Consider the following 26,500-nt stretch of genomic DNA (forward strand, 5'->3'; position numbering starts at 1 on the left):
TCTAATCCAAATTCTAATTCAATATCGATTGCTTACTTATTCTCTCTGGTACAAGGTCATTTCCTATAATATCCTGCAGACTTTCTCTTTTAACAACGAGATCACTGTGACCATCTTTTACAAAAATAACGCTAGGACGGCGAATACGATTATAGTTACTTGCCATCGAGTAATTGTATGCACCTGTACAGGATACAGCCAATAAATCTCCACTTTTCACTTCAGGAAGTTGAACATCCCATATTAACATATCCCCGCTCTCGCAACATTTACCAGCAATCGAGACCAATTCATTCTCTTCCTCATTGGCACGATTAGCAAGAAGAGCTTCATATTGAGATTGATACAATGCTGGGCGTGGGTTATCTGTCATTCCACCATCTACAGCAACATATTTACGCACACCGGGAATGTCCTTTTGGGTACCTACAGTATACAGAGTTGTTCCTGCATCACCAACAATACTACGTCCTGGCTCTACCCATATCTCGGGTAATTGACTTGAAATATTTGCGAAATGTTCCTTCACGGCATCAGTAATAGCCTTCACATATTCTGACACTTGGAGCGGCGTATCTCCTTCAACATAACGGATACCGAATCCACCACCAAGATTAACGACTTTGAAACTAACTTGAAGCTGCTGATACACTTCTTTAGCGAAATCAGCTACCTTCTGAATAGCCAGTTGGAATCCTTCTACCTCAAATATTTGGGATCCAATATGGGAATGTACACCTAGCAACTCAATTCTAGTTAGGTCTGTGGCCATCTTCACACCATCGAATGCAGATCCGTTGCCAATGTCGAATCCAAATTTGGAATCGATCTGTCCTGTGGATATATATTCATGCGTATGCGCCTCAACACCTGGAGTTACCCGAAGTAGAACATTTACCGTTCTATTCATCTCATTTGCAATAGCTTGCAATAGTTGCAATTCAATGACATTATCGACAACAAAACAGCCAATCCCCGCTTCAATAGCCATTTCAATCTCAACTGGTGTTTTGTTGTTCCCATGAAAATGAATACGTTCGGCAGGGAACCCAGCCTGCAATGCCGTGTATAATTCACCTTCAGATACAACATCTAAAGACATACCCTCTTGTGCTACAATTGCGCACATAGCCATAACACAAAAGGCTTTACTAGCATAGGCCACTTGATACTTCAGTCCCGATGCCTTAAACGAATCAACATACGCTTTACAACGATCGCGGATTAACTGCTCATCCATAATGTACAGCGGTGTACCATATTGCGATTTAAGATCAACAACATCACAACCACCAATCTCTAAGTGCCCATTACCATTTATTGTACTTGTACCATGTAAAAACATCTCTACAGTCCTCCACTTATGATGGCCTTGATATTCCATCTGAATTTATATCAGTATATCAGAATCCTGAAATAAGAGTAAATGGATTTATGTGAAGAACATTTGTATTTTATGATGAACGTTCTTATATCAAGGCATCCGTGTATTATCTCGTGGTTTGTTAAAGGATGGACGTTTCTTATTAGACAAGACCGGCATACGAAACAAAATCTCAGCCATTGCTCTTGCATTAAAGGGGATAAATGGCCATAGATATGATGAGTTATAAGATCTATGAAGCGTTAGCAATAGCACTAATAACGTCACACCAACCACGAAGCCTGGTACGTGGAAGATAGATACGGCAACTAATAGTACCAGCCGAACAATTCGATTGGCCAATCCCAATTCATAACTTGGTGTCGCAAACATCCCTATGGCAGCGATAGCCATATATAATACAACTTCGTTGACGAACAGACCTGTCTTCACTGCAATGTCTCCTACAAGAATGGCGGCAATCAAACCCATCGCCGAGGAGATGGATGTTGGTGTGTGAACAGCAGCTAATCGTAGTAAATCTACACCGAATTCGACCATTAGGAATTGGGAGATCAGGGGTATCTTTCCCGTCTCTTGTGGACCTATAAATGCTAATGCTTCTGGTTTCAGCTCTGGATTGAGAACGAGTAACATCCATAGTGGGAGTAAGAACATGGAGAAAAAGATTCCCATGAATCGAATCCATCGTAAATATGTCCCTATAAAAGGTGTCTGGCGATTCTCTTCTGCATGTTGACACAGATCAAAAAAAGTCGTAGGCATGATCATAACACTTGGTGAGGTATCCACGAACAGAATGACTCGTCCTTCAAGTAAATGGGAAGCTACTACATCAGGACGCTCTGAATATCTAACTAAGGGGTACGGAAGCCACCCTTTGTTAATAATAGCTTCTTCCAGTTGCTTATCTCCTAATGGTAGACCGTCTATGTTGACATCTTTGATCTTCTGTCGGATCGTATCGACCTGCACCTTATCTACAATGTCATCGATATAGGCTATACATACATCCGTTCTCGTTCTTCGTCCAACTTGGACAACTTCATACATTAATCCAGGATCTCTTATTCTGCGTCTTACCAACGACACATTCGTTAGCATCGTTTCTGTGAACCCATCTCTTGATCCTCGTACTACCCGTTCTATGGACGATTCGTCCGGATTTCGGGAAGGATATGTACGTGAATCGACAAGTAGCATCGTACGATCACCCTCAATGAAGAACGCGCTCATCCCTGTAAGCATCTTATTGATTGCCTGACTTAATTTTTCTACTTTCTCCACTTGGATATGAGGGATATATTGATTGAACATTGCCTTCATCATATCGGAGTGAACCCCCTCATGCTGCAGATAAGTCAATCTAGTGAGAATCTCTGTCATAATATCACTGTCCGTGAATCCATTGATAAATAGAATGCCAGTCTCAACGCCACCAAACACCATCTCTCTAAACACTACATCAAATGATTTCCCCAGACCGACGACCTCGTTGAGCACCTTTTCAACTTGTTTGAGATCTCCTGAGAAATAATCGTCATCTTGCCAGTATATGATGGATTCTTCCAGCGTATTTGAGACTTCCCGATCTCTTTTCTCCTGAAGCTTATGTTCTTGCTCTTCATTCTTCTCATTATCGTTAGGTGATTGTTGTGGCATGGTCTTCACTCCCTTATATCTATCTAATTCCGAAATATAAACCAATCAAAAAACGATCCCAGAATCTTCCCTGCAACCATCGCCATCAGTAATCCTACAATGTAGTTCTTCATATGTAGGCGTTTGGCTAGGATGGGCAGTACATTTAACACTTCTGTTAGAGCCGCTGCAAGCAAGCCTACAAACACACCGAAAAATAAGCCGATGATGATAGAGACAATTGGATTGAACGATGCTGTCCAATGCCAGAAGTCACTAATCGTTCCGATGAGAGACCCCAAAATTAAGGCCGCTTCATACCAATGTACTTTATGATAAGTGAACGTTAATTGAGCGAGACGCGGAATAATATCCAGGACAAGGATAAAGGCGATAACACCACTACCTACAGCAATACCCCCAGCAATGCCCAAGATAATCTCCACAACACCGGCCATCATTCCCATAGCACTTATCATGAGTTCCTATCTCGTTTGTGAAGATTAGAACCAACCTTTTTGTATTCTTCGGCTACAACGAATTGATCAATATTCTCTTGATATAGATACATTTCAACTTCAAGTGGTGTCGGTTCTTCATTCCATTTCTTCTTAAATAAATGATTGAAGAACACAACCATACCGAACCCAATCCCCAATGAATACGCACTTTGAAAAAGATACGGATGTTCATTTCGTTTACCCGTAATCATCTCAACTACTCTAATGTGCACCTCCATCATATTCACGTCTGCATGGAAATTCATAATGGTTAGGGCAGAGCCAAAGAACAGCAATAACCATACGAGTATAAACAAGGGAATCGATGCCTGCTTAGGATTCTCAACAATCTCTACGATCACTTGCTGCATACCTATAGATTCAATATGCACATTACGAATCACATCCTGTACAAGCGGAATAATCTTCATAAGGTCCACAACAAGTAAATTACCATCCACTTGTTGTGGCACAACTAATTCAAGATTGAACAGTTCCTCTTCCCATTCTGGTTCAGTTAGAATAAGAGCTACTGCTCCAAGCGTAACGGTATTTCCTCGAGGAAGTTGAACACGTTTTTTCAGTTGCAGATATACCGTGGGAGTGGAAGAGGACTCCATTACACATCACTCCTTTACAGTTAAATTAAAGGTAGTATGTGAAACTTTAGTATTATTTACTCACAAAAAAGCCTACTTCTATAAGAATGTGAATTCTTATAGAAGTAGGCTAATAAATAATGCTCCTATGCAATTGACGTTCATACATTCTTCCTATTATTGAGCAATCTGCTCACGTATAAGCTGAAGAATCTTCTTTTCTAATCGAGATACCTGTACTTGAGAAATACCGAGCCTGCTTGCCACTTCCGATTGGGTCTGATCACGATAATACCTTAGATAGACAATAAGTCGTTCACGTTCAGATAATCCTTCAATCGCTTCGTTCAGAGCAAGCTTCTCAAACCATTTATCTTGGGATTCATCGGCGATCTGATCCATTAGCGTAATCGGGTCCCCATCATTCTCGTAGACAGTCTCATGTATAGATGTTGGCGGCTTATTCGCTTCCTGCGCAAAGACCACATCCTCTGGCGTAACACCAAGATGTTCTGCTACTTCCTTGATGGTTGGCAATCGATTTAATAACTTCGAAAGTTCATCTTTTTTCTTACGAACTTTATTAGCCATTTCTTTCAGCGAACGACTGACTTTAATTGTCCCATCATCTCTTAAGAATCGTTGGATTTCTCCTATGATCATGGGAACCGCATACGTTGAGAACTTAACATCATAGCTCAGATCAAATTTATCAACTGATTTCAACAATCCAATACAACCGATTTGAAATAAATCCTCTGGATCATATCCTCTGTTCATAAATCTTTGCACGACGGACCAGACAAGACGAATGTTACAGTTTACTAATGTATCTCGGGCAACGGTATCTCCTGATTGACTAAGTGCAATAAGACGTTTGACTTCCGAATCTTCCAAGTAGGTTTGTGAGACTTTTTTCACTTCAGCATCCATTACTCCAACCCCTAATTATATAAAGCTTTCTTGGATTCAATCTTCTTCTTCATCCTAATGGACGTGCCAGACCCCAATTCGCTAGATACTTCAAATTCATCCATGAAATTCTCCATAATGGTAAATCCCATGCCTGATCTTTCTAATTCTGGTTTGGATGTAAACAAAGGTTGCTTCGCCAAATCTACATCTTCAATCCCCTGACCATGATCTTCTACAGTCATTGTGACCGTTTCTCCAGAGATCTCTGCCGTGATCGTTACCACTCCTGTAGCATCCGAATTGTATCCATGAATAATACTGTTCGTGACTGCCTCGGATATAACCGTCTTAAGGTCACTTAATTCATTCATCGTCGGATCTAGCTGTGATACGAAGGCAGCGACAGTCACTCTAGCAAAAGATTCATTCTCTGATTTGGCAGCGAACTGCAACTTCATGAAATTATGTGTTAGGGCTTGTTCTTCACTCATGACACTACCTCCAGACTTGAAAGTGCATCGTTTTCACTCTCATACACATTCATGATCTTGAGCATCCCAGACATCTGAAGCAGTCGATAAACGGCGGGATTGACATCGCATACAGCCATTCTTCCACTTTTGCTCTTAATCAGCTTATACCTCCCAAGAATAACACCTATCCCTGAACTATCCATGAATTGTAAATCCTTCAGACTAAGCACAATATGTTCCGTCTGCCTAGTGTGGATAGCTTCATCGAGCTTCGTACGAACATGATTTGCCGTATGATGATCAAGCTCTCCCGAGAAACGTACAATCAGCACTTGACGATGATGCTCCATTTCCATTTTAAGATTCATATTCTTCTCACTCTCCTCCCTATCATGATCAAAGAGTTCTAGATATGAAAATGATATTCCTGCATCCTGACAAAAGTAGAAGAAAACTGCTATCAATCTACAAAAAATAACTTAGCCGTTGTCCGCTTAAACATCATCCACCAACCCGCCTTGTCTATTGCAGATGGTGACTTCAATTCGAATCTCTTGATAACCTGGTCGCCTTGGTATACTACTAGATGACCAAGAACCTGTCCTTCTGCTATCGGCGCCTTTAATTCGGGTTCCATTTGTAATTCATGTCTGATCTCTTTATCTTTGCCACTCTTTTTCATAAGCACGCTATAAGGTTGTCCCGCCATCAGTTGTATTTGCTTATCTTTCCCTTTATTAATGTTAAATGTACCGATTAAATCGCCCTGTTTATATAACGTATGATTCGTATATTGCGCGAACATATAGTTGAACATCGTAGAAACTTCACTATTACGAGTCTTCGTATTGGGCTCTCCCATAACAACAGAAATAGCCCTTAAACCATCTCGAACTGCTGTTGCGGATAAGCAGAATTTAGCTTCAGAGGTATACCCTGTCTTCAATCCATCTGCGCCATCATAGAAACGAACCAGCTTGTTGGTATTGACTAGCCAGAATGGTTTCTCTGAATCTTTACGTAGATGATCTTGATATACTCCTGTGTATTTCGTGATCTGTGAATGTTTCAATAACGCTTTGCTAATCACTGCAATATCATGTGCTGATGAATAGTGGTTGGGTGCTGGAAGCCCATTACAATTGACAAAATGAGTGTCTTTCAGTCCAAGCTCACTTGCTCGTTCATTCATCATTTGCACAAAGGATTCTTCTGTACCTGCAATTTTCTCAGCCATCGCTACAGATGCATCGTTTCCCGATGCCATCGATATTCCTTTTAACAAATCATCTACCGTCATTTCCTCACCTGGCTCAAGGAATATTTGTGAACCACCCATCGATGCAGCATATTCACTTGTGATGACTCTATCAGTAAGCTTAAGCTTACCTTCATCAATCGATTCCATAATTAATAACAACGTCATCACTTTCGTTATGCTCGCTGGTGGAAGTTTAGCATGACTATTCTTCTCATAAATAATCGTGCCAGTATCTGCATCCATCAATATAGCTGAGACTGCTTGAGGGGCAAGCTCTTGCTTAGCCGCTTTCTCCTCCATGGCATATCCCTTTATTGGACTACTTAGAGCCATGAGGCATAACAACGTTACAGCAATTCGAAACATCCTTTTCAATATGAGTCCCTCCTGATCTGTAATGGGTGAATCGCATTTTGTTACAATGGGTTATTGTGACAATACGCCTTTTTGTCTAGTGTTGTCAGGTTGGCTGAAATATATTCCAATTAACGCATAATTTAATAATCTAATTCCCCATAAAATATACATGTTGCTATTATTGTTACGTTCTTAAACAAAACAAAGGGATTATCCCACGCCATGATCATTGGCTTCGTAGGATAATCCCTTCTTTTCGTACATATTAGATTAGAATCTCTGGATGCCATCACGCGTCACGATAGCATATATTAGCGGAGGAACCTCCACTTTTTCCTTATCGATCTGGTATGATTCCAATACTTTATTCTCTATTTCTTGTAATTTATCAGAATCATCCATATTCACATGTAACACAGCAAGCGTGTCACCTTGTTGCACAGCATCACCAATTTTCTTGCATAATGTGATACCCACAGCTAAATCTATCACGGATTCCTTTGTCTCACGTCCTGCTCCAAGCAACATGGCTGCAATCCCAATAGCTTCTGCCTGAATCGAAGAAATATATCCCGCTTGCAATGATTTCACTTCAATCGTTCGTTTGGCTGTTGGAAGTGTGTCTGGATCATCTACTTGTCCTACATCACCATTCTGGGCTTTTACAATCTGTCTTAATTTCTCAAGTGCCGATCCATCGTTCAGATGACTTATAAGTATCTTGCGCGCTTCCTCTTCATCTTTTGCTTTACCACCAAGCATTAACATATGGGATCCAAGAATCAGACATACCTCATGAAGATCCTTGGGACCTTTCCCATTCAGTATTTCGATGGATTCTTTGATTTCAAGTGCATTTCCTATGCCAAAACCAAGCGGTTGATCCATATCGCTAATAATAGCGACGGTCTGTCTTCCCACATGACTTCCGATATCAACCATGGCTTTCGCTAACGCAATAGAATCATCGAGCGTCTTCATAAAGGCACCATTACCTGTCTTTACATCAAGTACAATGGCATCTGCACCTGCAGCAATCTTCTTGCTCATTACAGAACTTGCAATCAGAGGAATCGAATCCACGGTTGCTGTTACATCACGAAGCGCATATAGTTTTTTGTCCGCTGGCGTGATGTTGCCACTCTGACCTATCACAGCAGCGCCTACTGTATTAACTTGTTCTAGAAAAGAATTGCGATCCATTTCTATAGAGAACCCTGTTATCGATTCCAGCTTATCAATAGTACCACCCGTATGACCTAGTCCACGTCCTGACATTTTGGCTACAGGCACTCCCGCAGCAGCAACCAATGGAGCGAGTACAATCGTTGTCTTGTCACCTACACCCCCTGTAGAGTGTTTGTCCACTTTTACGCCCGCAATTGGACTAAGATCCACCTGATCACCGGATCGTGCCATCTCCATTGTTAAATCGCCTGTCTCCCGTGGTGTCATTCCTTTGAAGTAGATCGCCATAGCCCAAGCAGACATCTGATAATCTGGGACTTCTCCCGTGACGTACCCTTTGATTAAAAATGCTATTTCCTCCGTACTCAGTTCATGTCCGTCTCGTTTTCTTTGAATAATGTCTACTGCTCTCATCTTGTGTAACCCCTTCCATATTGTGTTCAATACATCTTATAACGAAGACCATTATATGATAGACCGTGGATGATGATCATCGTATACTTCCTTCATGTTCTTACGTAACATAGAACTATACAATTGAGTTGTAGAAATATCTGCATGCCCAAGCATTTCCTGAACAGATCTTATATCTGCTCCACGATCTAATAAATGCGTTGCGAAGGAATGCCGTAATGTATGCGGCGTAATATCCATTTGTATTCCAGCTTCTTTTGCATATTTTTTAAGAATTTTCCAGAAACCTTGACGTGTCAATCGACCACCCAATGTATTTAGGAACAGTGCTTGAATATCCTTATTATCTTTTATCCACTTGTCACGGCCATCCTTTATATATATGTCCAAATAATGCGCAGTTACGCTATTGAAAGGTAATATTCTCTCTTTACCAGAAGCACCTATACAGTGTAAATATCGAAGATCTGTGTGTACATTCTGTATGTCTACGGATACAATTTCAGAAACTTTCATGCCCGTCGCATACATTAGTTCTAACATAGCTTTGTCTCTTTTACCTTGAATACCTATCTCTGCAGGCATAGATAGTAATAAATCTATCTCCTCTACCGTAAGCACTTGAGGTGATTTCTTCACAAGTTTGGGAGTCTCCAGCTGCAGTGTTGGATCTTGATTAACAATCATTTCTTTCAGTGAATAATGAAAGAATGCACGAATCGAAACAATCTTACGTGTTATAGTTGCTGGAGCACGACCTTTTTGCTTCATGTCTGTTACATACATCATAATATGACTTCTATTAATTTGTTGAAGAGAATCAATCCCTCGTTCATCTATGTAATTCAGGAATTGGGTCATATCTCGCTCATAACTTTCCAGTGTATTTCGAGTGAGCCCTTTCTCTTCATCCATATATTGAATAAAGGATGCCAGATGTTGGTTCATGTGTCAGTGCGCTCCTTTGTCAACTCATTATTCTTGTTCACGAAATACGATTAGAATCCTAATTTTCTTAAATAATTTATTCGACAGTGTTCACTTCTTTCCTGCATCATACACATTATTCACCATACCAATAAAAGATACGCAGACGTTCTGCCATAGTAAAATGAACCTCATTTTCTAAATCATCTAGCTGAAATACCTTCACGGCATAACCTTGGGGCACTCTATACTGATCTACCGGATTAAATTGATAACCGAACATACTAAATAATCTAAATAACAAATAACTAAAGGCTAAGAACACAAGTACAAATCGAATATAATTAAGTCCTTTTCGTAATGATATTACCATGAGAACCCTCCTTCATTTCTATGAACATATGATTCGTTGTCCATGAATATGATGAAGAATTCAATTAAGTATATAGCAAAAAGGCCCCCCGAACAAACGAATGTTGGGAGTCCTGCATATTTAAACGTATATAATTCAGTTAGTTGTTATGATGGCTATTCTTCTCATTACAACGGCTACAGATTCCATGGAAATCAAGTCGATGATCAGATACAGTAAAGTTATATTCACGATCCAAGCGCTCTTCTAGTGCTCCGAGCCAGTCCTCTCGAATCTCATCCATACGTCCACATTGAACACATATGAGATGATGGTGATGATGCTTGGCTGTGTCTGTTCTTAAGTCATACCTAGAAACGCCGTCACCGAAATTAATCTTCTCAACAACATGTAATTCACTAAGAAGTTCAAGTGTACGGTACACAGTAGCCAGTCCAATTTCTGGAGCAATTTCCTTCACTAACATAAATACATCTTCTGCACTAAGGTGATCTTCTTCATTCTCTAGCAATATTCTGACGGTCGCTTCCCGCTGGGGTGTCAGCTTATAGCCCTGGGATTGTAATTGTTGTTTGATTTTATCGATACGAGCCTGCATACTCTCCCCCCTAGGAAATACTGCTAATTTAATCGCTTCTTTCATTATAGGGGGAATTTATAAATAAAGTCAAACGCATTTCTAATATACAAAAAGACGATCATCGTGTATGTACATGACCACTTCATAACTAAAACAACTGATCACCCGATTACTTCTTTATGAACACCTTTTATTCAAATCAAGAAAGGGGTTACCCATCGCATCATTGCCGGTGTAACCCAAGTCTCAAACGCAGCAATACCTATCATCAATAGACCCATAACCAATGTGAGCGAGACATAGGTGACGAATGGACGTGTGAAATTACCCTGTCGATACATCAACATCCTATTTTTAATAATATGTAACGAGAATGTTATTGCAGCAACGCTACATAACATCAAGACAGGAATAACGAATAAATTATGGGGAGCAACGGATACCATAGCAAATAGGAAGCCCTTCCATGAAAACTGTCCCACAAGATAACCTACGGTAAACCCAATGAGAACTCCTTTGAGAAAATCCAATATTAGAATACCCGGTAGTCCGATTACAGACAAACCACATATCCAGATCAATCCTACCCACTTCAGATTTAATATCACGATGCTCCAGAAAGTAGCTTGTTCAACCCCATTACTCCCTTGTTCAAGGGTGACGAAGTAATTGCCTAAATAAGCAGCCAGATCTTGCTGTTGTTCTAATGATAGTGCATTCACCATGAGTGCACCAAAGACCACACCAACGAGAAATAACACCGCTACGAAAATAAAAAGCGTTGTTTGCTCTCTTAGTGTATTCCGAATATATTGCATAGTATAAGAGTCTCCCTTCATCTCACATACATCTAAGTTATGAGAGACTCCTTGAAACTATGACTTGTCCGATTGATGTGATATGACTTTACCGTATACTCCACCACCACCTGATGATAGGTTCAGCGTTCCATTTCGTGCTTGTATGATCCATTGCGCCATATCAGAACCTACAACCGTTGCGATCTGATTTTCCTGGGCTTGATGAAGAATGTTCATCTCCGTCCCAAACGCTTCTAGCAAGTGATTCATCTTTGCTTTGCCTAGACCAGGGATGAACTCCAGCGGAACTTGGTAATGATATGATGGGCGATGTTTAGGGATGTAAGGTTCATTCCGATCAGAGATGCTATGAATTCGATCCCAGACACCCTGAACCACCTTGCTACTTCCACAATGGATACATAATGGTTCCGTTATCGCTTCTAATTGATCTTCAACAAGATGATTACAACTATTGCAGTAGGTTCGATGATACTTCCCTAGACGGGGATTCAACCCATAATTACCAATGATTTGACGTCCGTCTTCCCGATTCAATGCTTTGCGGAATTCAGTGAAAGACGGATGAGCCATACGTATGACATTGTATTCACGGGCTATTTTGCCAAGCGAATGTGCATCCGAATTACTTAAGAAAGTGATGTCATCCAGTTCACTTAATAACCCTGCCATTGCGGAATCTGCACTTAACCCAAGTTCAATACCACTGATTAAGTTAACGTCCAATATATCTGCCATCGAGTCCGTAATATTGCCGTATATTCCCTTATGTGGTGTAAATACATGTGCTGGAATAAATATGCCCCCACGTGAAATAACTTCCTGTTGTAATTCTCGGACAGAAACATAAATCCGTTGTGTGCTTAGATTAATGTTGGTCATATGAGTACTCAACCAAGCAGTAAATTGCTGCATTGCATCCACATCTGGAAAATATGTCAAGACATGTGCTGCGCCTTTTCCTGGTTCATTGAATTCTATCTCACAACCGAGCAGGATGGTCGTGCCACGATAATGAATCCCGCCGCCTTCCACTTCGCACATCTCTCCGGAATGTAAACAAGAGAGAATATCCTTCTGAACGCAAGGTGAGTGCGAATCAATAATACCAACTAGTTCTATCCCTTTACGTTCCGCCGCTTCCTTAGCAATATTAGCAAAGGTTAAGTTGCGACTTCCTGTAATTTTGACTGCTTGTCCATCTGTGGCTCTGCCAATATGAATATGCAGATCAGCATAATATTCATGCAGCTCGTCTTCTGATGGATTCAACAGATTCATCGTTATTCACCGAACTTTCCTGTCAATGTATATAAATGCCAAGCGTACACTGCCATCATCGTCTTCGCATCACTAATTCGCCCTTCTCGCATGAATTGATATGCTTCTTCAAGTGTAATCTGAGAAAGTTCTAGAAACTCATCCTCATCCAATGACATTTCACCAGGTGTTAAATCTTCGGTCACATACAAATGAATGATCTCATCGGCAAATCCAGGTGAAGTATAGAATGATTGCAATAGGTTGATTTCACCACATCTATAACCTGTTTCTTCTTGTAATTCCCTTACTGCGGCTTCTTGCGGATCTTCCCCACGCTCAAGCTTACCTGCTGGAATCTCAACTTCACAACGTCCCATCGCTTGTCGGAATTGATCAACAACTAACATCTTGCCATTATATATTGCTAGTACTGCAACTGCCCCAGGATGCCTTACTACTTCACGGGTGGCCGTATTTCCGTCAGGTAAACGTACCGTATCTACCTGTAAGGTAATGATTTTGCCTTCAAATATAGGTTGTGTAGATATCGTAATTTCATCCAAAGAAGATGATCGGTTCATTATATTTTTGTCCATAAGTATTTCCTCCTCAAGTAAAATTATAATTTATGCATGAATGAATGAGTATCCACATATGTTGTTGGTATAACCATATTCATATGAAAGAAGGAATCTCAATGAAGAGTTATCCATCAAACAACTCATTACATATCGTTGGACAAGCCTGGCAAATTAGAATCATGTTACAACAACTACAAAAGCAATGGGGCCCACACATCACAATCAAGGAATTGTTGCACAGCTTACCAACATCTCATTGTGTTTTGTAGGACCCCTTATTATTACTAATTATTGTTTGATTTTTTCAGTCTATTTAATTGCTTTTTCTTTACCTGTTTCTTTGCCTGTTTCTTGAATAATGGCAATCACCATCTCAGATGCTTTCGCCATGTCACAAGCCTTAATTCGTTCTTTTGTCGTATGAATATTCTCATACCCAAGCGCAAGATTCACTGTAGGAATTCCAAATCCATTAAATATATTGGCGTCACTACCCCCACCTGAATGGAATACATGAGTTGGTAAGCCCATATTTACAATAGCACGCTGGGCTAATTGCACAACAGCGTCATCCTCTGTAAAATGAAATGCAGGGTATACAATTTCACTTCGAAATTCACAATTCGCATTAAATTCTCGGGCGGTCACCTCAAGCGCTTCCCTCATTTGCTCTATTTGTACATCTACTTTTTCTTGAATAATACTTCTAGCTTCAGCATCAAGTTGGACATAGTCACATACAATATTCGTTGGTCCGCCACCGAAGAACTTACCGATATTCGCTGTCGTCTCATGATCAATACGTCCTAACTTCATGCGTGAAATCGCCTTAGAAGCCACCTGAATGGCACTGATACCATCTTCTGGATTCACACCCGCATGTGCTGATTTGCCGGTAATCGTCATGGTAATCTTAGCCTGAGTAGGTGCTGCAACAGCAATAGCACCTATCTCGCCATTTGAGTCTAAAGCATAACCGAACTCGGCATCCATGAGCTTAGGATCGAATGATCGGGCACCAAGTAATCCGGATTCTTCACCAACTGTAATGATGAATTGGATGGTTCCATGAGGAATCTTATTCTCCTGAATGACACGAATGGCCTCTAGAAGTGCAGCAATGCCAGCTTTATCATCCGCTCCAAGAATAGTCGTTCCATCACTCGTAATCCACCCATCTTCATGAAGAATAGGTTGAATTCCTACACCTGGTGTCACCGTATCCATATGACAGGTAAAAAATATAGTTGGAGCATCAATAAGTTGATCTGCTTCCCACGTAATAATTAGATTTCCGGCACCATGACCTGTATGTGTCTTGCTATCATCTTCTACTACTTGTAACCCAAGCTCACTGAACTTCTTCTTGAGTACAATCGATATTTCCTCTTCATGAGATGTTTCACTGTCAATCTGCACCAATTCCATAAATTCTTGGACTAAACGTTCTTCTAATACCACAGGACTTCCCTCTCTCTCTCATATACGTTACAATAGGCGAGTAACCTTCACTTTATATACATCAAAATAAATTCTAAAGGAGCTCTTTTCCTATGCAACGCAAAAAAATATTTCGCATTTTTATTTATCTGATGCTAATTGCCATGCTTGGCTCTACCCTTCTGATGCTGGTAGAACCTTTCATAGCCCGCTAAATTTAGCGGGCTTCTTTCATATTATCCAATCGTATACCTTCATAATTAAACAATCGGGTGAACAAAGGAATAATCTCCTCTGCCACTTGCTCCATGTTGAATGTTCTCTTCGTACAATCCTCTAGCGTTGTAATACCGAATTCCTGAATACCACAAGGAACAATCCCTTGAAATCCATCATTCTGAATACCCGCTTTAATGTTGAAGGCAAATCCGTGACTTGTCACAAACCCTCGACTATAGCGACATCTATTGAACTTTACGCCAATCGCACAGATCTTATGTTCCCCAACCCATACACCTGTATACGCTGGTTTACGAGTCCCCTGCACATCATATTGTGCTAAGAAGTCAATCACAACTTGTTCAAGATCGCGTAAATAACCATGCAAATTCAGACCTTCACGACCATTAAGTAATAACAATGGATAGCCTACAAGTTGACCAGGACCATGATAAGTAATATCTCCGCCACGATCGATTTCAAAGACAGAAATGCCACGTTCTTGTAATTCATCTTTACTAAGAAGAAGATTCTCAGGGTGGTTCTGTACGCCAACTGTATAGGTAGCAGGGTGCTGTAAGAGTAACAGACTTTCGTTGTTCTCCCCAGCATCAATCTGACGAATTAGTCTTTTCTGTAGATCCCATGCTTCACCATAATCCATTAACGGTGTATATGAAATATCAAGTAATTTACGCAAGGTCAATCCCACCTTCATTACTGTTGCGTTTCTTAATACAATTTCGTATCCAAAGTGTAACCTTCTAAGTTCTCTTTCACTCGCTGAAGGAATCTTCCACAAATGACGCCATCTAGAATCCGATGATCTAGGGATAAGCATAAGTTCGCCATAGAGCGTACGGCAATCATATCATTAATCACAACAGGTCTCTTAACGATAGATTCAAATGTCAAGATCGCGGCTTGTGGATAATTAATAATAGGATAGGACAATACAGAGCCAAATGAACCCGTGTTATTTACGGTAAATGTACCACCTTGCATATCATCAAGCTTCAATTTGCCTTGTCTTGTCTTGGTTGCAAGCTCTTCAATTTCCTTCGCAAGACCCGCAATATTCTTCTGATCTGCTCTCTGAATAACAGGTGTCATGACCGTATCCTCAGTTCCTACTGCCAACGAAATATTAATATCACGTTTGACGATAATACTGTCGACACCCCACACCGAGTTCATGATTGGGTAATCTTTAATCGCGTTCACAACAGCTTTAAGTAGAAATGCTAGATATGTTAAGTTATAGCCTTCATTGCGCTTAAATTCATCCTTCAACTTATTGCGTAATAGGACGAGATTCGTAACATCCACTTCAATCATTGTCCAAGCATGAGGTATCTCCGAGACACTCTGTCTCATACGTGTAGCAATCGTATTTCTGACTGGCGTAATTTCAATAAGCGAGTCTTTTCTTCTACTTTCGTCCTGTATATTGGGATTCGAAATCTGAGATGCTCCATTAAAATGAAGCCCTGTATTTCGAGCCGTAGCTTTAGCATCCTCCACATATTGTGAAGGATTAATAGCCGGATCCGTGTAAGGTAGTCCTTTAAAAGGAGAAGACACTTCGGAACGCTCGATCGTTGTGGATGAAGCTGTCACACTATTTCGTGTCGTTGGTCCTTTTTCAACATGTGCTAAGACATCTTTACGAGTGATTCTTCCACCCATCCCCGTCCCGACAATATCATTTAAGTCCAACTTATGCTCTGCTGCAAGCGTCTGAACCGCAGGCGAGTATCTACCACTCATCGATAGATCCTTTGATTCAATACTTGTGGATGAGGAAGATACCGCGTTCGAATCACCATTAGCATGTTCAACAACGGTGTTGTCCATCGACTCCACAGCTATTCTACAGATCACTTGACCCACTTTAACTGTTTCCCCTTCTTCCGCAATAAGCTCGCCCATAATTCCATCTACGGTAGCCGGAATCTCTGCGTTCACCTTATCTGTAATAACTTCACAAATGGGTTCATACTGTTCTATTGGATCTCCCGGTTGTTTAAGCCACTTACCGATCGTTGCAGACACAAGTGATTCGGCAAGCTGTGGCATTAACACATCGCTTAATTGTTTGTTATCTGACATATTCTCACTCCTACACTTCCTAGTAATTCGCCAGATGTAGCATGGCTTCTTTCACTTTATCCTTGCTCAACATGTAGAACTTCTCCATCGGTGGACTAATCGGCATCGCAGGTACATCTGGACTACATAATCTCATGATTGGCGCGTCAAGCTCATATAGACATTCTTCTGAGATAATAGCTGACACTTCTGCACCGATGCCACCTGTTTTATTATCCTCATGGACAATAAGTACTTTCCCTGTCTTACGAGCCGCCGCTATAATGGCATCTCGATCTAACGGTTGTAATGTACGCAGATCAAGAATATGTGCTGTGATACCTTCTTCCTTCTCCAATTCTTCCGCAGCTTGCATACAGAAATGAAGAGGCATGCTATATCCGATAATTGTAATATCCTCACCTTCGCGGAGTAGATTAGCCACACCTAGAGGCACGACATAATCATCCAATGGAACATCTTCTTTGATGAGTTTATAACACTTCTTATTCTCGAAAAAGAGGACAGGATCGGGATCACGAATAGCTGCCTTTAAGAGTCCCTTGGCATCATATGCCGAGTAGGGAGCTACAATCTTTAGTCCTGGCGTACCGAAGAAGATCGATTCTGGACATTGTGAATGGTACAGTCCACCGAAGATACCGCCACCAATCGGTGCGCGCACGACAATAGGACAACTCCAATCGTTATTTGAACGATAGCGAATCTTGGCTGCTTCGCTAATAATCTGATTCGTTGCCGGCAACATAAAGTCAGAGTACTGCATTTCAGCAATAGGTCTCATTCCATACATGGCAGCACCAATAGCTACGCCAGCAATTGCGGATTCAGCTAGCGGCGTATCCATGACGCGCATTTCACCGAACTGATCCATCAAGCCTTTGGTTGTTGTAAATACGCCACCTTTAACACCGACATCTTCGCCGAGAATGAACACATTCTCATCTCTTTCCATCTCTTCTTTCATAGCTAGACGGATCGCGTCAATATACTCCATTACTGGCATGACTTCTCCTCCTCCGGGCTTGCATAGACATGCAGAAGCGTATCCTCTGGTTTAGGGAACGGTGCACGATCAGCATATTCTGTAGCTTCTTTTATCTCCATATTTAGTTGCACGATTAGATCAGCATCTTTCTCTTCATCCCAAATTCCATGACCAATGAGATAAGACTTCATTCGAGCGACGCCATCTTTCTTCCAGTTCTCGTCTACTTCTTCTTGTGTACGATAGGCCAAATCATTATCTGATGTGGAGTGGGGGGATAGTCGGTACATCATCGCCTCGATTAATGTTGGACCCTCTCCACGAATCGCACGCTCTCTTGCTTCTTTCACGACTCGATATACTTCAAATGCATCGTTACCATCTACTCGGATACCTGGGAAACCGTAACCTAACGCACGATCGCTAATCTTCCCACTAATCTGCTTGTGTAATGGCACCGATATCGCATATTGATTATTCTCACACATCAGTATTACTGGCAGTTTATTTACACCAGCAAAGTTACATCCTTCGTGGAAATCCCCCTGATTACTAGACCCTTCCCCGAATGTAACGAAGGAAACAAATGATTGTTTCTTCATCTTTGCTGCCAAAGCAAATCCGACAGCATGTGGAACTTGTGTTGTGACAGGACTTGAACCTGTTACAATTCGCAACCGTTTGCTACCGAAGTGACCTGGCATTTGGCGTCCACCACTGTTAGGATCTTCTGCCTTTGCAAAAGCAGATAACATCAACTCTCGCGGTGTCATGCCTACAGCTAATACAAATCCATAATCTCTATAATATGGTAAGAAGAAGTCCTTCTCACGATCTAAGGCGAACGCTGCTGCGACCTGAGCTGTCTCTTGACCCACACCTGAGACGTGAAAGTTAATCTTTCCAGCGCGTTGTAACAATAAATTACGTTCATCAAATTTACGTGCTAACAACATATATCTGTACATGTCTAACACTTGACCATCACTTAGACCAAGTGGCTCATGCTCATTATTTACATCCATATTATCTTTATCAGTCATTAAAGGTACCTCCATGTTCATCGAGCCTAATTGGCTACTTTGATCTGATATTAAAACCAGGTACTAAGACTAGGTTATACCTATTATAATCCTTTTACATGGAAAAAGAAAAGATACTTTCATCACACTACATACCCAATGCTAATCCATCTACAGCAAGCATAGCTTCACCAAGGATTTCAGATAACGTAGGATGAGGGTGAATTGTCTGGCTTACCTCCCATGGTGTTGCATTTAATACTTGGGCCAAAGCTGCCTCACTGATTAATTCCGTCACATGTGCCCCGATCATTTGCACACCTAGAATATCATTCGTTTTCGCATCGGCGACAACTTTAACAAATCCATCTTTACTTCCCTGTACTAATGATTTCCCGTTTGCTTGAAAAGGGAACTGTCCTACCTTCACTTCAATTCCTTGCTCTACGCATTCTTTCTGCGTGTATCCCACACTTGCCACTTCTGGTCTTGTATATACACAACGTGGAATAAGATGTGATGAATAAGGTGTCACCGAGTCACCTACGATATGATTCACAGCTGCAATCCCTTCATGACTTGCTGCATGAGCGAGTTGTACGCCACCTATCACATCTCCAATCGCATAAATATGTCCTTCGCCTGTCTGCATATAAGCATTCACCGCAATACAGCCTTTATTCGTACGAATATCTGTGTTCTCAATGCCTATATTTTCAATATTTGCTTGTCGTCCAATGGATACGAGTAATTTCTCCGCCGTAAGACTTGTTACAGTTTCTCTTTGTTGTACGTCAACAGTGATCACGCCATCATTCATCTTATATGAATCCGCTATAATCGTACTGCCCGTCAGTACGGTTATTCCACGACGATCAAATATCTTTGTTAACTCCTTCGAAATATCCTCATCTTCTTGCGGTAGCAAATGATTCGCTGCTTCTACTAAGGTAACTTGAACACCGAAGTCACTCAACATCGATGCCCATTCCACACCAATGGCACCGCCACCAATAATGATCATCGATTGTGGCAATTGTTCCATCACTAATGCATCATCACTGCTTAGAATATGTACACCATCACGTTCAAGCCCTGGCAAGGTACGCGGACGCGAACCAGTGGCCATAATCAAATGACTAGAAAGGACCGTTTCCATCTCACCATCTGACAATTCTACCGCTACTGCCCCACTCTGAGGTGAGAATATGGAAGGACCGGTTACTCGTCCCTTCCCGTGGATGATTCTAATTTTATTTTTGCGCATTAAATATTGCACACCTTGATGTAGCTGTTCAACAATATCAATTTTACGTTGCTGTACTTTAGAGAAATTTAATGTAGCCCCCATGGTCTCAATACCATAGCTTTCACTGTCTAGTATATCTGCATAGACTTCCGCACTACGCAACAATGATTTACTGGGAATACATCCTCGGTGTAGACACGTCCCACCAAGCTTGTCCTCTTCTATGATGACGACATCTTTACCCAATTGAGCAGCACGTATAGCAGCTACATAACCACCCGTTCCTCCACCAAGTATTGCGATATCACATGAAATAGCCATAACCATCCTCCACCTATTTGTTTTTCACTTAATGCTTTATTCATCCTTTTGCTCAGGATGTTCCATTCGTTACTTTCCTATATTCTACTCTTTTTCAGCGTTATTACAAAGCCTATGCTAACTTCTCAAATAGACAATACGTCGTGGACACGGTATTATACATGAAGATAAACATTATATTTCAAGAAAGGTCCCTATTATGAAACTACTTATTTCTCGTTTCATCGCCATACTTATTTTAGTTATTCCAGGATTAATGGCTATGAAAGGATTTCTGTTAATAAAAGACTCACTATTTAATTATCTGTCCGTTCATGGGGATGATACCGTCTTAGTTCCAAGCTTTGAATGGCTTCATTTTGGAGGCGGAGTATTGTTATTTGCTTGTGGTATGACGTTTCTAGGCGGCTGGATTCTTACAAGAGATCGTAAACGTAATTATGTTGGGCCACGCTTCAAAGAGAAACGCAAACCTAATCCAATAACAACCCCAACTAAACATGATCATTAACTATAGTAAGACATAAGAAATAGACTCTGTTTGTACGTCGAACGGAGTCTTTTGTTTGCTACACCAATGTCTTATATCAGAACCTACCTTCATTACTAGAAATGACATCAATAGCATTCATTAGGTCGACCTCAGAGGGGTTTCTTGGCGGACCCAATATAGGCAACTCTGTTAGATTATCTGTAGTCAGTAATACCTGTAATACATTATCTCGGGTATAAATCACAGAATCTATATTAAAATAGCCCGCCAGCAGTGCTGCAATAATGGAAATCTGCTGTGGAGATAATTTTGGAGCAGGGGTTTCTTTACATTTTTTCTTGCTGGAAATCCGTATCTTTTCATTACGTTTCTTACTGTTGAAGGAAGCACCCATTTATCATTCCACCCTTCATCATAGCTCCCCATCTCCTTTTTATAACATATAGCGGGGCTTATGAATTGGTGTTATAGATAAGCACATTTTACTAACTTAAATTGTATTTAATTTATTCGTACAAGGCATCTCGAAGCTTACTCGACATTCTTGATTCTTTCGCATTTGATTTCAGCACAGCTTTTCTTAGGGAAAGATTCTGTTGCACACATTTCTCAAGGTCCTCTACAAGTCGATTCAATAGTTCAAGTATGTCCGAATGAAGCGAATCTCCACTCTCTAAGACTGCAATCTGTTCCTTATATTTCTCTATCGTTTCATTCATTCTATTCCCTCCGTTTGGGTACGCTATATGTGTATTCAACATACTAGTATAAATCAATGGCAGATTGAAAGGAAGTTGTGATGTGGCGCAGTTATTTTTCAAATATGGGGCAATGAATAGTGGCAAATCGATAGAAATACTAAAAGTGCTCATAATTATGAAGAACAACATAAACATGTATTGATATTCACACCCGCAATAGATAACAGAGACGAAGTGGGTTATGTATCATCACGAATTGGATTGCGTAAACAAGCTATCCCCATATATGAGGATACGAATCTATTTCAAATCGTACAAGAACATCAACCTAAACCATCTTGTATACTGATTGATGAATGTCAATTCATGAGCAAAAAGGGAATCCTTCAACTAGTCCAAATTGTAGACGAGTTACAAGTTCCCGTTATGGCATTCGGTCTAAAGAATGACTTCCAGAACAACCTATTTGAAGGGAGTCAATATCTTCTGATCTATGCGGATAAGATAGAAGAACTCAAAACCATTTGCTGGTTCTGTGAGCGTAAAGCAACCATGACCCTACGTATGGAGAACGGACAACCAATTTACACAGGTCAACAGATTCAGATTGGTGGCAATGAAACCTATTACCCCGTCTGTCGCAAATGTCATGCACACCCACCTCAATAAACTCAATTCATACCTGGCCAGATAACGAGAATGAACGGTTGTAAAGCTAATCTGCATTTGGCACGAATATAACCGTTCCTGCAATGTAAGTTCCATTTACATATTCATAATAAGTCACGAGCTCTCCTACGAATTCATTAGGTGCTATTTGTACGCTAGTTGATGCCTTCAAATGATTATCCTCAATCGAATAACAAAGAATCGATCCCCATTCAGATGGTGAGAAACCATTCTTATTGTTCTTAAAAACACTCGATGCATCCTCCACTGGAATATCTTCACCCGTATTCTCATCCATTAAGATAAGCTCATTGTGATATACCCCTGTACCATATCCTGTTGTCAATATAACAGCGATTTCATGATTTCCATCACGGTTTAGATCCGTAGAGATGATCTCTGGAGCATATGTTGGGTTCGTGACGTTGTAACCACTCAATATTCGACTGAATTGATTCGTAACCACATGTAATTGTTCATAACTAGCCCTATTACTTTTCTTTCCCATGATCTTGATATCATTCATTTCCGAAATAATCTCATCTTCGATATAATTTATTACCATCATATTTGCATTCGAATCTTTGGCTACTCTATGGTTAAATGTTTCTGCAACAGTCTTAAAAGAGACCATGGCTTGTCCATTCGTGATTTCATGAGGTGATACGGTGTAATAACCAACACCATTTATTGTTGATTTATTCATATTAGATGTTAGTAAAAAGATAGATGTTCCAATTAATACGCTTACAACGGTAGTTGCTACAACCCATTTCTTAGGTTTCAAGTTTACCCACCTTTCGCTAATTTGCTACATATCATTATTATATCTCTATCGTATACTCTTTTTGCCATAACTACTAGAAAAAAGATTGTAACTATTTCGCAACACATAGTCACAATCCTAATATGGTCTTATTTCATTAATCATTCACACTACATTTTAACTTAGTCTATACCCTAACTAAGGTTTTGTTGGCTGTGCGGAGAGACCATCGATATCCTCTGAACCAAAGAAAAACAAAGAAACCAATATAATGATAATTAAACCAACAGAGAAATTTTCACCATCAAAATCACTCATGATGTACCCTCATTTCTTATACGATTCTTCATGCTTCTGTACTGCCTCTAATCCCCTGCATTAATTCATCCAACGTCAAGTTTCCATTATTGTTAATGAAATCAATTAGATTATTCACTTTAGAATTATTCATCTTTTGTAACGTTTTATATTGACCCGTTAAACTGACAATCATTGTAGCTTGTCTAAACAATTGAACAGCATCAACTCTTAACTTTCCAGTTATAAGTAATGCGGCCACAACAATTTCTAGATTTTTACCATTCAATAAATCTAATGTTGTTGCATTATCTTTATTGCAATTTTTCTTTGAATTCGTTGTTTGTTTCTTTTTTTTGTTAAAGGAAGTCATATATTCTTCCTCCCACCATATTTTGTCCTTACACAAGCATTTCTTGGTGTGTGAGAGAACAGGATTTAGTAAAATTCATTCACCGATATTCCCTTATTCAACAACATATTCAATAATCATACTTACGTTACTATAAAACTCATATTTAATATCAAACCTGTCCCACAAGATCATACAATTTTTTTCATATGGAATCATTATTTTTAGCCAATGAATTAGGCTCATTTACCCAAACCGTCATATCCTTATAAGATGTGCGTTTGCCTTGTGGTGTAAAACCTTCAACTGGATATCCGAGATAAATAAATCCCAGAACTTTATGATTCGGTGCAAGTCCGAACGCTTTATTCATTTGAGCATTATACGTAGGTTCCCCAGTTCTCCAAACTGCACCAAGACCTTGCCCATGTGCTTCAAGTAACATATTCTGAATTGCCGAGAAGACAGCACCATACTCCTCCAACTCAATGACATTAGCACGAGTCTTCGGTGCCACGGCTACAGTAATAATAACTGGCGCACGTAATGGCTTCTTCATTGCCGATTCCGCTGCTACTAAAGCTTCCACTGAAGTTGGATCACTGAATGAACTCACCGCAATATCTGCTAGTGCATGACCCAACAGTTCCCTCCCTTTTCCTTGTAGAACAAAGAATCGCCATGGTTCAGTTAAACGATGGTTAGGTGCCCAAGTTCCCGCTTCAAGAATCTGTTCAATCATTGTATTTGGTACTTCTTCTTGGCTTACTCTTCCGTTACTGCGTCTGGTACGTATCGCTTCCGTTATATTCATATTTATAAATCTCCCTCTCCATTAAGAATGTTTCTCAATGATACGTTCCCATTGTACCAAAAATTCCGTGCAATAACTTATCCGCCACATTATATTACCACATCATCTAGAGGTCACTTAGCCGACACATGTAAATCTATCCGTTCATACTATGGCACAAGACACGAAAGGAGGTTGACTCACTGCTATGGAAGCCTATTATAACTGTATGCGATGCATGAATCGTAGAGTTCGGATATACACGAGAGATGGAAGAACACATGAAGGTGTTATCACCAATGTAGATCGCAATAATGTATATTTGAAAACAAATAATAACGGTCAAGTGTACACCTCTGCCTACTATAATCCATATGGAGCCCAAATCCTTACATTGAGCTTGTTCACCTTACTAGCGATTGCAATAATTTAATGAGCCGCAAGAATGCGTGAAAATGGTTCTATTCGATATGGAATAACCCCTTTTAAGTTTTTACTTTAAGGGGTTATTTTTATGATAATAAGTGATATAATGGAAGAAATTCAATAAGGGATGTGAGGTATTTGGATACATTATGGTCGATTGGAAAAATACTGCTTTTCATTGGAGGGCTAATTCTACCGCTGTATGTATACTATCTTTACATGAAATTAATGGATACTATTCCAAATCCCAAAGATAAAGATAATGGAGATGAGAAATACATTTCTTATTGAGTTAGGTAGAGAGTAATTCACAATCTTATAATCAAGTTTTCACCTTAATCTGAACTGTCACCCAAGAGTTTTCACTTATTTTCAAAGCTTCCGTCAAAGGTCACAGTTCAAAACAGGTTCAGACAGACCTTTATCCTTCCATAATACAATTACATTGAATTATACATTTTAGAATCTTAATAAGATTTAACCTTTGATAGCCCCAACCATAATACCCTTCTCAAAATACTTGGACACCATAGGATATAAGATCAATACCGGTATACTGGATACGACAACGACTGCATATTTGATCGATTGCTTAAGTGCGTTAACTTCACCTTGGTTACTGTTCATGATTGCCTGATTCGCCGCGTCTCCCATCTGATTCTGTACGAGGATTTCCCTCAAGATCAATTGGAGTGGGAACAATTCGCGATCAGACAGGTAAATCATTGCATCGAAGTATCCGTTCCATCTGCCTACACCATAGAACATCATCATTACGGCGATAATTGGCGTGGACAGTGGGAGGACAACCTTGATCAGCAATTGCATGTCGGTCGCGCCGTCAATAAATGCACTTTCCTCTAACTCCTGTGGTATGTTCTGCTGAAAGTACGTACGCATAATAATCATGTTATATACACTAACCGCACCGGGAAGAATCATAACCCACATGGTATTGATGATACCTAGTTCCTGGTTAAGCAAATACGTCGGAATCAGACCGCCTGAGAAGAACATGGTAAAGGTAAATAAAATCGTAATCACGTTCCGCCCTCTAAAATCCCTACGGGATAACGGATACGCAGCAAGTGTGGTCATAATGACATTAACAGCTGTACCAAGCCCCGTGTAGATAATGGCATTCTTAAATCCCATCCATATATCACGGTTCTCGAATACCCGCTTATAACCTTCTAAAGTAAAACCTCTAGGCCAAAGCAATAACACATTATCGAAGATCTGTCGCGGATCACTGAACGATGCAAACACAACAAATAACAATGGATACAAAATAATCAGCGTAAAGATTCCAATCACGATAATATTGAGCCAATTAAAGATTTTGTCACTTCTAGTTAGTTGTAGATGCATGGTT

Annotated in this window: 31 protein-coding genes and 1 pseudogene; 5 read left to right on the forward strand and 27 right to left on the reverse strand. The window is 40.3% G+C overall.

Annotated elements, in window-relative coordinates:
- Window positions 1-13: 13 nt before the first annotated feature.
- The 16 genes from lysA to ACH8E3_RS01435 all read right to left on the reverse strand — a co-directional run bounded on the left by lysA (window position 14) and on the right by ACH8E3_RS01435 (window position 14,738).
- The gene (gene lysA, locus ACH8E3_RS01360; RefSeq protein ID WP_458630782.1) at window positions 14-1,345 is read right to left on the reverse strand and encodes a diaminopimelate decarboxylase; all 1,332 of its coding nucleotides are present in this window, start codon (window positions 1,343-1,345) and stop codon (window positions 14-16) included.
- Between the two features lie 129 nt (window positions 1,346-1,474).
- Window positions 1,475-3,046: a spore germination protein gene (locus ACH8E3_RS01365; RefSeq protein ID WP_458630783.1), complete on the reverse strand. Its 1,572-nt coding sequence runs from the start codon at window positions 3,044-3,046 to the stop codon at window positions 1,475-1,477.
- 23 nt (window positions 3,047-3,069) lie between these two features.
- Window positions 3,070-3,504, reverse strand: a complete 435-nt coding sequence (locus ACH8E3_RS01370) for a stage V sporulation protein AB (protein ID WP_458630784.1) — start codon at window positions 3,502-3,504, stop codon at window positions 3,070-3,072.
- Window positions 3,501-4,145, reverse strand: coding sequence for a stage V sporulation protein AA (locus ACH8E3_RS01375; RefSeq protein ID WP_458630785.1), 645 nt, complete (start codon window positions 4,143-4,145; stop codon window positions 3,501-3,503). The genes ACH8E3_RS01370 and ACH8E3_RS01375 overlap by 4 nt, the downstream gene beginning before the upstream one ends.
- 156 nt (window positions 4,146-4,301) lie before the next feature.
- Window positions 4,302-5,057, reverse strand: a complete 756-nt coding sequence (gene sigF, locus ACH8E3_RS01380) for an RNA polymerase sporulation sigma factor SigF (protein WP_458630786.1) — start codon at window positions 5,055-5,057, stop codon at window positions 4,302-4,304.
- An 11-nt stretch (window positions 5,058-5,068) separates the two neighbouring features.
- A complete protein-coding gene (spoIIAB, locus tag ACH8E3_RS01385; RefSeq protein WP_458630787.1) occupies window positions 5,069-5,530 on the reverse strand; it encodes an anti-sigma F factor in 462 nt (153 codons plus the stop codon).
- Window positions 5,527-5,880, reverse strand: a complete 354-nt coding sequence (gene spoIIAA, locus ACH8E3_RS01390) for an anti-sigma F factor antagonist (protein WP_458630788.1) — start codon at window positions 5,878-5,880, stop codon at window positions 5,527-5,529. The genes spoIIAB and spoIIAA overlap by 4 nt, the downstream gene beginning before the upstream one ends.
- 92 nt (window positions 5,881-5,972) lie before the next feature.
- Window positions 5,973-7,139 (reverse strand): D-alanyl-D-alanine carboxypeptidase family protein, encoded by a 1,167-nt coding sequence (locus ACH8E3_RS01395; protein ID WP_458630901.1) that lies wholly within the window; start codon window positions 7,137-7,139, stop codon window positions 5,973-5,975.
- A gap of 261 nt (window positions 7,140-7,400) precedes the next feature.
- Window positions 7,401-8,732 carry a pyrimidine-nucleoside phosphorylase gene (locus tag ACH8E3_RS01400; protein ID WP_458630789.1) on the reverse strand — a complete coding sequence of 444 codons (1,332 nt, stop codon included), beginning with the start codon at window positions 8,730-8,732 and terminating at the stop codon, window positions 7,401-7,403.
- A 51-nt stretch (window positions 8,733-8,783) separates the two neighbouring features.
- On the reverse strand, window positions 8,784-9,680 hold the full coding sequence (xerD, locus tag ACH8E3_RS01405) for a site-specific tyrosine recombinase XerD (RefSeq protein WP_458630790.1): 897 nt from the start codon (window positions 9,678-9,680) through the stop codon (window positions 8,784-8,786).
- A 115-nt stretch (window positions 9,681-9,795) separates the two neighbouring features.
- Window positions 9,796-10,032: a DUF4227 family protein gene (locus tag ACH8E3_RS01410; RefSeq protein WP_458630791.1), complete on the reverse strand. Its 237-nt coding sequence runs from the start codon at window positions 10,030-10,032 to the stop codon at window positions 9,796-9,798.
- 139 nt (window positions 10,033-10,171) lie between these two features.
- Window positions 10,172-10,630 (reverse strand): ferric iron uptake transcriptional regulator, encoded by a 459-nt coding sequence (gene fur / locus ACH8E3_RS01415; RefSeq protein WP_458630792.1) that lies wholly within the window; start codon window positions 10,628-10,630, stop codon window positions 10,172-10,174.
- A 176-nt stretch (window positions 10,631-10,806) separates the two neighbouring features.
- A complete protein-coding gene (gene spoIIM / locus ACH8E3_RS01420; RefSeq protein WP_458630793.1) occupies window positions 10,807-11,430 on the reverse strand; it encodes a stage II sporulation protein M in 624 nt (207 codons plus the stop codon).
- A 57-nt stretch (window positions 11,431-11,487) separates the two neighbouring features.
- Window positions 11,488-12,714 carry an endonuclease Q family protein gene (locus ACH8E3_RS01425; protein WP_458630794.1) on the reverse strand — a complete coding sequence of 409 codons (1,227 nt, stop codon included), beginning with the start codon at window positions 12,712-12,714 and terminating at the stop codon, window positions 11,488-11,490.
- A 2-nt stretch (window positions 12,715-12,716) separates the two neighbouring features.
- A complete protein-coding gene (locus ACH8E3_RS01430) occupies window positions 12,717-13,292 on the reverse strand; it encodes an NUDIX hydrolase (protein ID WP_458630795.1) in 576 nt (191 codons plus the stop codon).
- A 294-nt stretch (window positions 13,293-13,586) separates the two neighbouring features.
- Window positions 13,587-14,738: a tripeptidase T gene (locus tag ACH8E3_RS01435; RefSeq protein ID WP_458630796.1), complete on the reverse strand. Its 1,152-nt coding sequence runs from the start codon at window positions 14,736-14,738 to the stop codon at window positions 13,587-13,589.
- Between the two features lie 92 nt (window positions 14,739-14,830).
- Between ACH8E3_RS01435 and prli42 the strand changes: the two genes are divergently transcribed.
- Window positions 14,831-14,932 (forward strand): stressosome-associated protein Prli42, encoded by a 102-nt coding sequence (gene prli42 / locus ACH8E3_RS01440; protein ID WP_458630797.1) that lies wholly within the window; start codon window positions 14,831-14,833, stop codon window positions 14,930-14,932.
- A 2-nt stretch (window positions 14,933-14,934) separates the two neighbouring features.
- On the opposite strand, the gene lipB is transcribed toward prli42, so the two are convergent.
- From lipB to lpdA, 5 genes are all read right to left on the reverse strand, one after another.
- Window positions 14,935-15,636, reverse strand: coding sequence for a lipoyl(octanoyl) transferase LipB (gene lipB / locus ACH8E3_RS01445; RefSeq protein ID WP_458630798.1), 702 nt, complete (start codon window positions 15,634-15,636; stop codon window positions 14,935-14,937).
- A gap of 32 nt (window positions 15,637-15,668) precedes the next feature.
- The gene (locus ACH8E3_RS01450) at window positions 15,669-17,048 is read right to left on the reverse strand and encodes a dihydrolipoamide acetyltransferase family protein (RefSeq protein WP_458630799.1); all 1,380 of its coding nucleotides are present in this window, start codon (window positions 17,046-17,048) and stop codon (window positions 15,669-15,671) included.
- Between the two features lie 19 nt (window positions 17,049-17,067).
- Window positions 17,068-18,054, reverse strand: a complete 987-nt coding sequence (locus tag ACH8E3_RS01455; RefSeq protein ID WP_458630800.1) for an alpha-ketoacid dehydrogenase subunit beta — start codon at window positions 18,052-18,054, stop codon at window positions 17,068-17,070.
- Complete coding sequence (locus ACH8E3_RS01460; protein ID WP_458630801.1) at window positions 18,045-19,079, reverse strand: thiamine pyrophosphate-dependent dehydrogenase E1 component subunit alpha; 1,035 nt, start codon at window positions 19,077-19,079, stop codon at window positions 18,045-18,047. The genes ACH8E3_RS01455 and ACH8E3_RS01460 overlap by 10 nt, the downstream gene beginning before the upstream one ends.
- A gap of 127 nt (window positions 19,080-19,206) precedes the next feature.
- The gene (gene lpdA / locus ACH8E3_RS01465; RefSeq protein WP_458630802.1) at window positions 19,207-20,628 is read right to left on the reverse strand and encodes a dihydrolipoyl dehydrogenase; all 1,422 of its coding nucleotides are present in this window, start codon (window positions 20,626-20,628) and stop codon (window positions 19,207-19,209) included.
- 199 nt (window positions 20,629-20,827) lie between these two features.
- Between lpdA and ACH8E3_RS01470 the strand changes: the two genes are divergently transcribed.
- Window positions 20,828-21,139: a DUF2627 domain-containing protein gene (locus tag ACH8E3_RS01470; protein WP_458630803.1), complete on the forward strand. Its 312-nt coding sequence runs from the start codon at window positions 20,828-20,830 to the stop codon at window positions 21,137-21,139.
- A 76-nt stretch (window positions 21,140-21,215) separates the two neighbouring features.
- Here the strand turns inward: ACH8E3_RS01470 and ACH8E3_RS01475 are convergent, their stop codons facing one another.
- Window positions 21,216-21,515: a hypothetical protein gene (locus ACH8E3_RS01475; protein WP_458630804.1), complete on the reverse strand. Its 300-nt coding sequence runs from the start codon at window positions 21,513-21,515 to the stop codon at window positions 21,216-21,218.
- Between the two features lie 112 nt (window positions 21,516-21,627).
- The gene (locus ACH8E3_RS01480) at window positions 21,628-21,840 is read right to left on the reverse strand and encodes a hypothetical protein (RefSeq protein WP_458630805.1); all 213 of its coding nucleotides are present in this window, start codon (window positions 21,838-21,840) and stop codon (window positions 21,628-21,630) included.
- 82 nt (window positions 21,841-21,922) lie between these two features.
- Here ACH8E3_RS01480 and ACH8E3_RS01485 point away from each other — a divergent pair.
- Window positions 21,923-22,491, forward strand: a pseudogene (locus ACH8E3_RS01485) (thymidine kinase).
- Between the two features lie 46 nt (window positions 22,492-22,537).
- Here the strand turns inward: ACH8E3_RS01485 and ACH8E3_RS01490 are convergent.
- From ACH8E3_RS01490 to ACH8E3_RS01500, 3 genes are all read right to left on the reverse strand, one after another.
- Window positions 22,538-23,278 (reverse strand): hypothetical protein, encoded by a 741-nt coding sequence (locus ACH8E3_RS01490; RefSeq protein WP_458630806.1) that lies wholly within the window; start codon window positions 23,276-23,278, stop codon window positions 22,538-22,540.
- 325 nt (window positions 23,279-23,603) lie between these two features.
- Window positions 23,604-23,927: a hypothetical protein gene (locus tag ACH8E3_RS01495; protein ID WP_458630807.1), complete on the reverse strand. Its 324-nt coding sequence runs from the start codon at window positions 23,925-23,927 to the stop codon at window positions 23,604-23,606.
- Between the two features lie 184 nt (window positions 23,928-24,111).
- Entirely contained in the window at window positions 24,112-24,720 is a 609-nt protein-coding gene (locus tag ACH8E3_RS01500) for a nitroreductase family protein (protein WP_458630808.1), read from the reverse strand.
- 187 nt (window positions 24,721-24,907) lie between these two features.
- On the opposite strand from ACH8E3_RS01500, the gene ACH8E3_RS01505 reads away from it, so the two are divergent.
- Together ACH8E3_RS01505 and ACH8E3_RS01510 are read left to right on the forward strand one after the other, a co-directional pair.
- On the forward strand, window positions 24,908-25,132 hold the full coding sequence (locus ACH8E3_RS01505) for a hypothetical protein (protein ID WP_458630809.1): 225 nt from the start codon (window positions 24,908-24,910) through the stop codon (window positions 25,130-25,132).
- A gap of 131 nt (window positions 25,133-25,263) precedes the next feature.
- Window positions 25,264-25,416: a hypothetical protein gene (locus tag ACH8E3_RS01510; RefSeq protein ID WP_458630810.1), complete on the forward strand. Its 153-nt coding sequence runs from the start codon at window positions 25,264-25,266 to the stop codon at window positions 25,414-25,416.
- A 186-nt stretch (window positions 25,417-25,602) separates the two neighbouring features.
- On the opposite strand, the gene ACH8E3_RS01515 is transcribed toward ACH8E3_RS01510, so the two are convergent.
- Window positions 25,603-26,496, reverse strand: coding sequence for a carbohydrate ABC transporter permease (locus ACH8E3_RS01515; protein ID WP_458630811.1), 894 nt, complete (start codon window positions 26,494-26,496; stop codon window positions 25,603-25,605).
- Between the last annotated feature and the right edge of the window lie 4 nt (window positions 26,497-26,500).

The sequence above is a fragment of the Paenibacillus sp. CMAA1364 genome (assembly GCF_054373195.1).

Excerpts from the sequence above, each read along its gene's own strand:
- ACH8E3_RS01475 (WP_458630804.1), bottom strand. The coding sequence starts at position 21,515 with ATGGGTGCTTCCTTCAACAGTAAGAAACGTAATGAAAAGATACGGATT.
- ACH8E3_RS01505 (WP_458630809.1), top strand. The coding sequence starts at position 24,908 with ATGGAAGCCTATTATAACTGTATGCGATGCATGAATCGTAGAGTTCGG.
- ACH8E3_RS01410 (WP_458630791.1), bottom strand. The coding sequence starts at position 10,032 with ATGGTAATATCATTACGAAAAGGACTTAATTATATTCGATTTGTACTT.
- sigF (WP_458630786.1), bottom strand. The coding sequence starts at position 5,057 with ATGGATGCTGAAGTGAAAAAAGTCTCACAAACCTACTTGGAAGATTCG.
- spoIIAB (WP_458630787.1), bottom strand. The coding sequence starts at position 5,530 with ATGAGTGAAGAACAAGCCCTAACACATAATTTCATGAAGTTGCAGTTC.
- ACH8E3_RS01375 (WP_458630785.1), bottom strand. The coding sequence starts at position 4,145 with ATGGAGTCCTCTTCCACTCCCACGGTATATCTGCAACTGAAAAAACGT.
- ACH8E3_RS01395 (WP_458630901.1), bottom strand. The coding sequence starts at position 7,139 with ATGTTTCGAATTGCTGTAACGTTGTTATGCCTCATGGCTCTAAGTAGT.
- fur (WP_458630792.1), bottom strand. The coding sequence starts at position 10,630 with ATGCAGGCTCGTATCGATAAAATCAAACAACAATTACAATCCCAGGGC.
- ACH8E3_RS01370 (WP_458630784.1), bottom strand. The coding sequence starts at position 3,504 with ATGATAAGTGCTATGGGAATGATGGCCGGTGTTGTGGAGATTATCTTG.
- xerD (WP_458630790.1), bottom strand. The coding sequence starts at position 9,680 with ATGAACCAACATCTGGCATCCTTTATTCAATATATGGATGAAGAGAAA.
- ACH8E3_RS01455 (WP_458630800.1), bottom strand. The coding sequence starts at position 18,054 with ATGCCAGTAATGGAGTATATTGACGCGATCCGTCTAGCTATGAAAGAA.
- lysA (WP_458630782.1), bottom strand. The coding sequence starts at position 1,345 with ATGTTTTTACATGGTACAAGTACAATAAATGGTAATGGGCACTTAGAG.
- ACH8E3_RS01495 (WP_458630807.1), bottom strand. The coding sequence starts at position 23,927 with ATGACTTCCTTTAACAAAAAAAAGAAACAAACAACGAATTCAAAGAAA.
- ACH8E3_RS01470 (WP_458630803.1), top strand. The coding sequence starts at position 20,828 with ATGAAACTACTTATTTCTCGTTTCATCGCCATACTTATTTTAGTTATT.
- ACH8E3_RS01430 (WP_458630795.1), bottom strand. The coding sequence starts at position 13,292 with ATGGACAAAAATATAATGAACCGATCATCTTCTTTGGATGAAATTACG.
- ACH8E3_RS01400 (WP_458630789.1), bottom strand. The coding sequence starts at position 8,732 with ATGAGAGCAGTAGACATTATTCAAAGAAAACGAGACGGACATGAACTG.
- ACH8E3_RS01450 (WP_458630799.1), bottom strand. The coding sequence starts at position 17,048 with ATGTCAGATAACAAACAATTAAGCGATGTGTTAATGCCACAGCTTGCC.
- ACH8E3_RS01500 (WP_458630808.1), bottom strand. The coding sequence starts at position 24,720 with ATGAATATAACGGAAGCGATACGTACCAGACGCAGTAACGGAAGAGTA.
- spoIIM (WP_458630793.1), bottom strand. The coding sequence starts at position 11,430 with ATGCAATATATTCGGAATACACTAAGAGAGCAAACAACGCTTTTTATT.
- ACH8E3_RS01460 (WP_458630801.1), bottom strand. The coding sequence starts at position 19,079 with ATGACTGATAAAGATAATATGGATGTAAATAATGAGCATGAGCCACTT.
- ACH8E3_RS01425 (WP_458630794.1), bottom strand. The coding sequence starts at position 12,714 with ATGAATCTGTTGAATCCATCAGAAGACGAGCTGCATGAATATTATGCT.
- ACH8E3_RS01365 (WP_458630783.1), bottom strand. The coding sequence starts at position 3,046 with ATGCCACAACAATCACCTAACGATAATGAGAAGAATGAAGAGCAAGAA.
- ACH8E3_RS01480 (WP_458630805.1), bottom strand. The coding sequence starts at position 21,840 with ATGAATGAAACGATAGAGAAATATAAGGAACAGATTGCAGTCTTAGAG.
- prli42 (WP_458630797.1), top strand. The coding sequence starts at position 14,831 with ATGCAACGCAAAAAAATATTTCGCATTTTTATTTATCTGATGCTAATT.
- lpdA (WP_458630802.1), bottom strand. The coding sequence starts at position 20,628 with ATGGCTATTTCATGTGATATCGCAATACTTGGTGGAGGAACGGGTGGT.
- spoIIAA (WP_458630788.1), bottom strand. The coding sequence starts at position 5,880 with ATGAATCTTAAAATGGAAATGGAGCATCATCGTCAAGTGCTGATTGTA.
- ACH8E3_RS01515 (WP_458630811.1), bottom strand. The coding sequence starts at position 26,496 with ATGCATCTACAACTAACTAGAAGTGACAAAATCTTTAATTGGCTCAAT.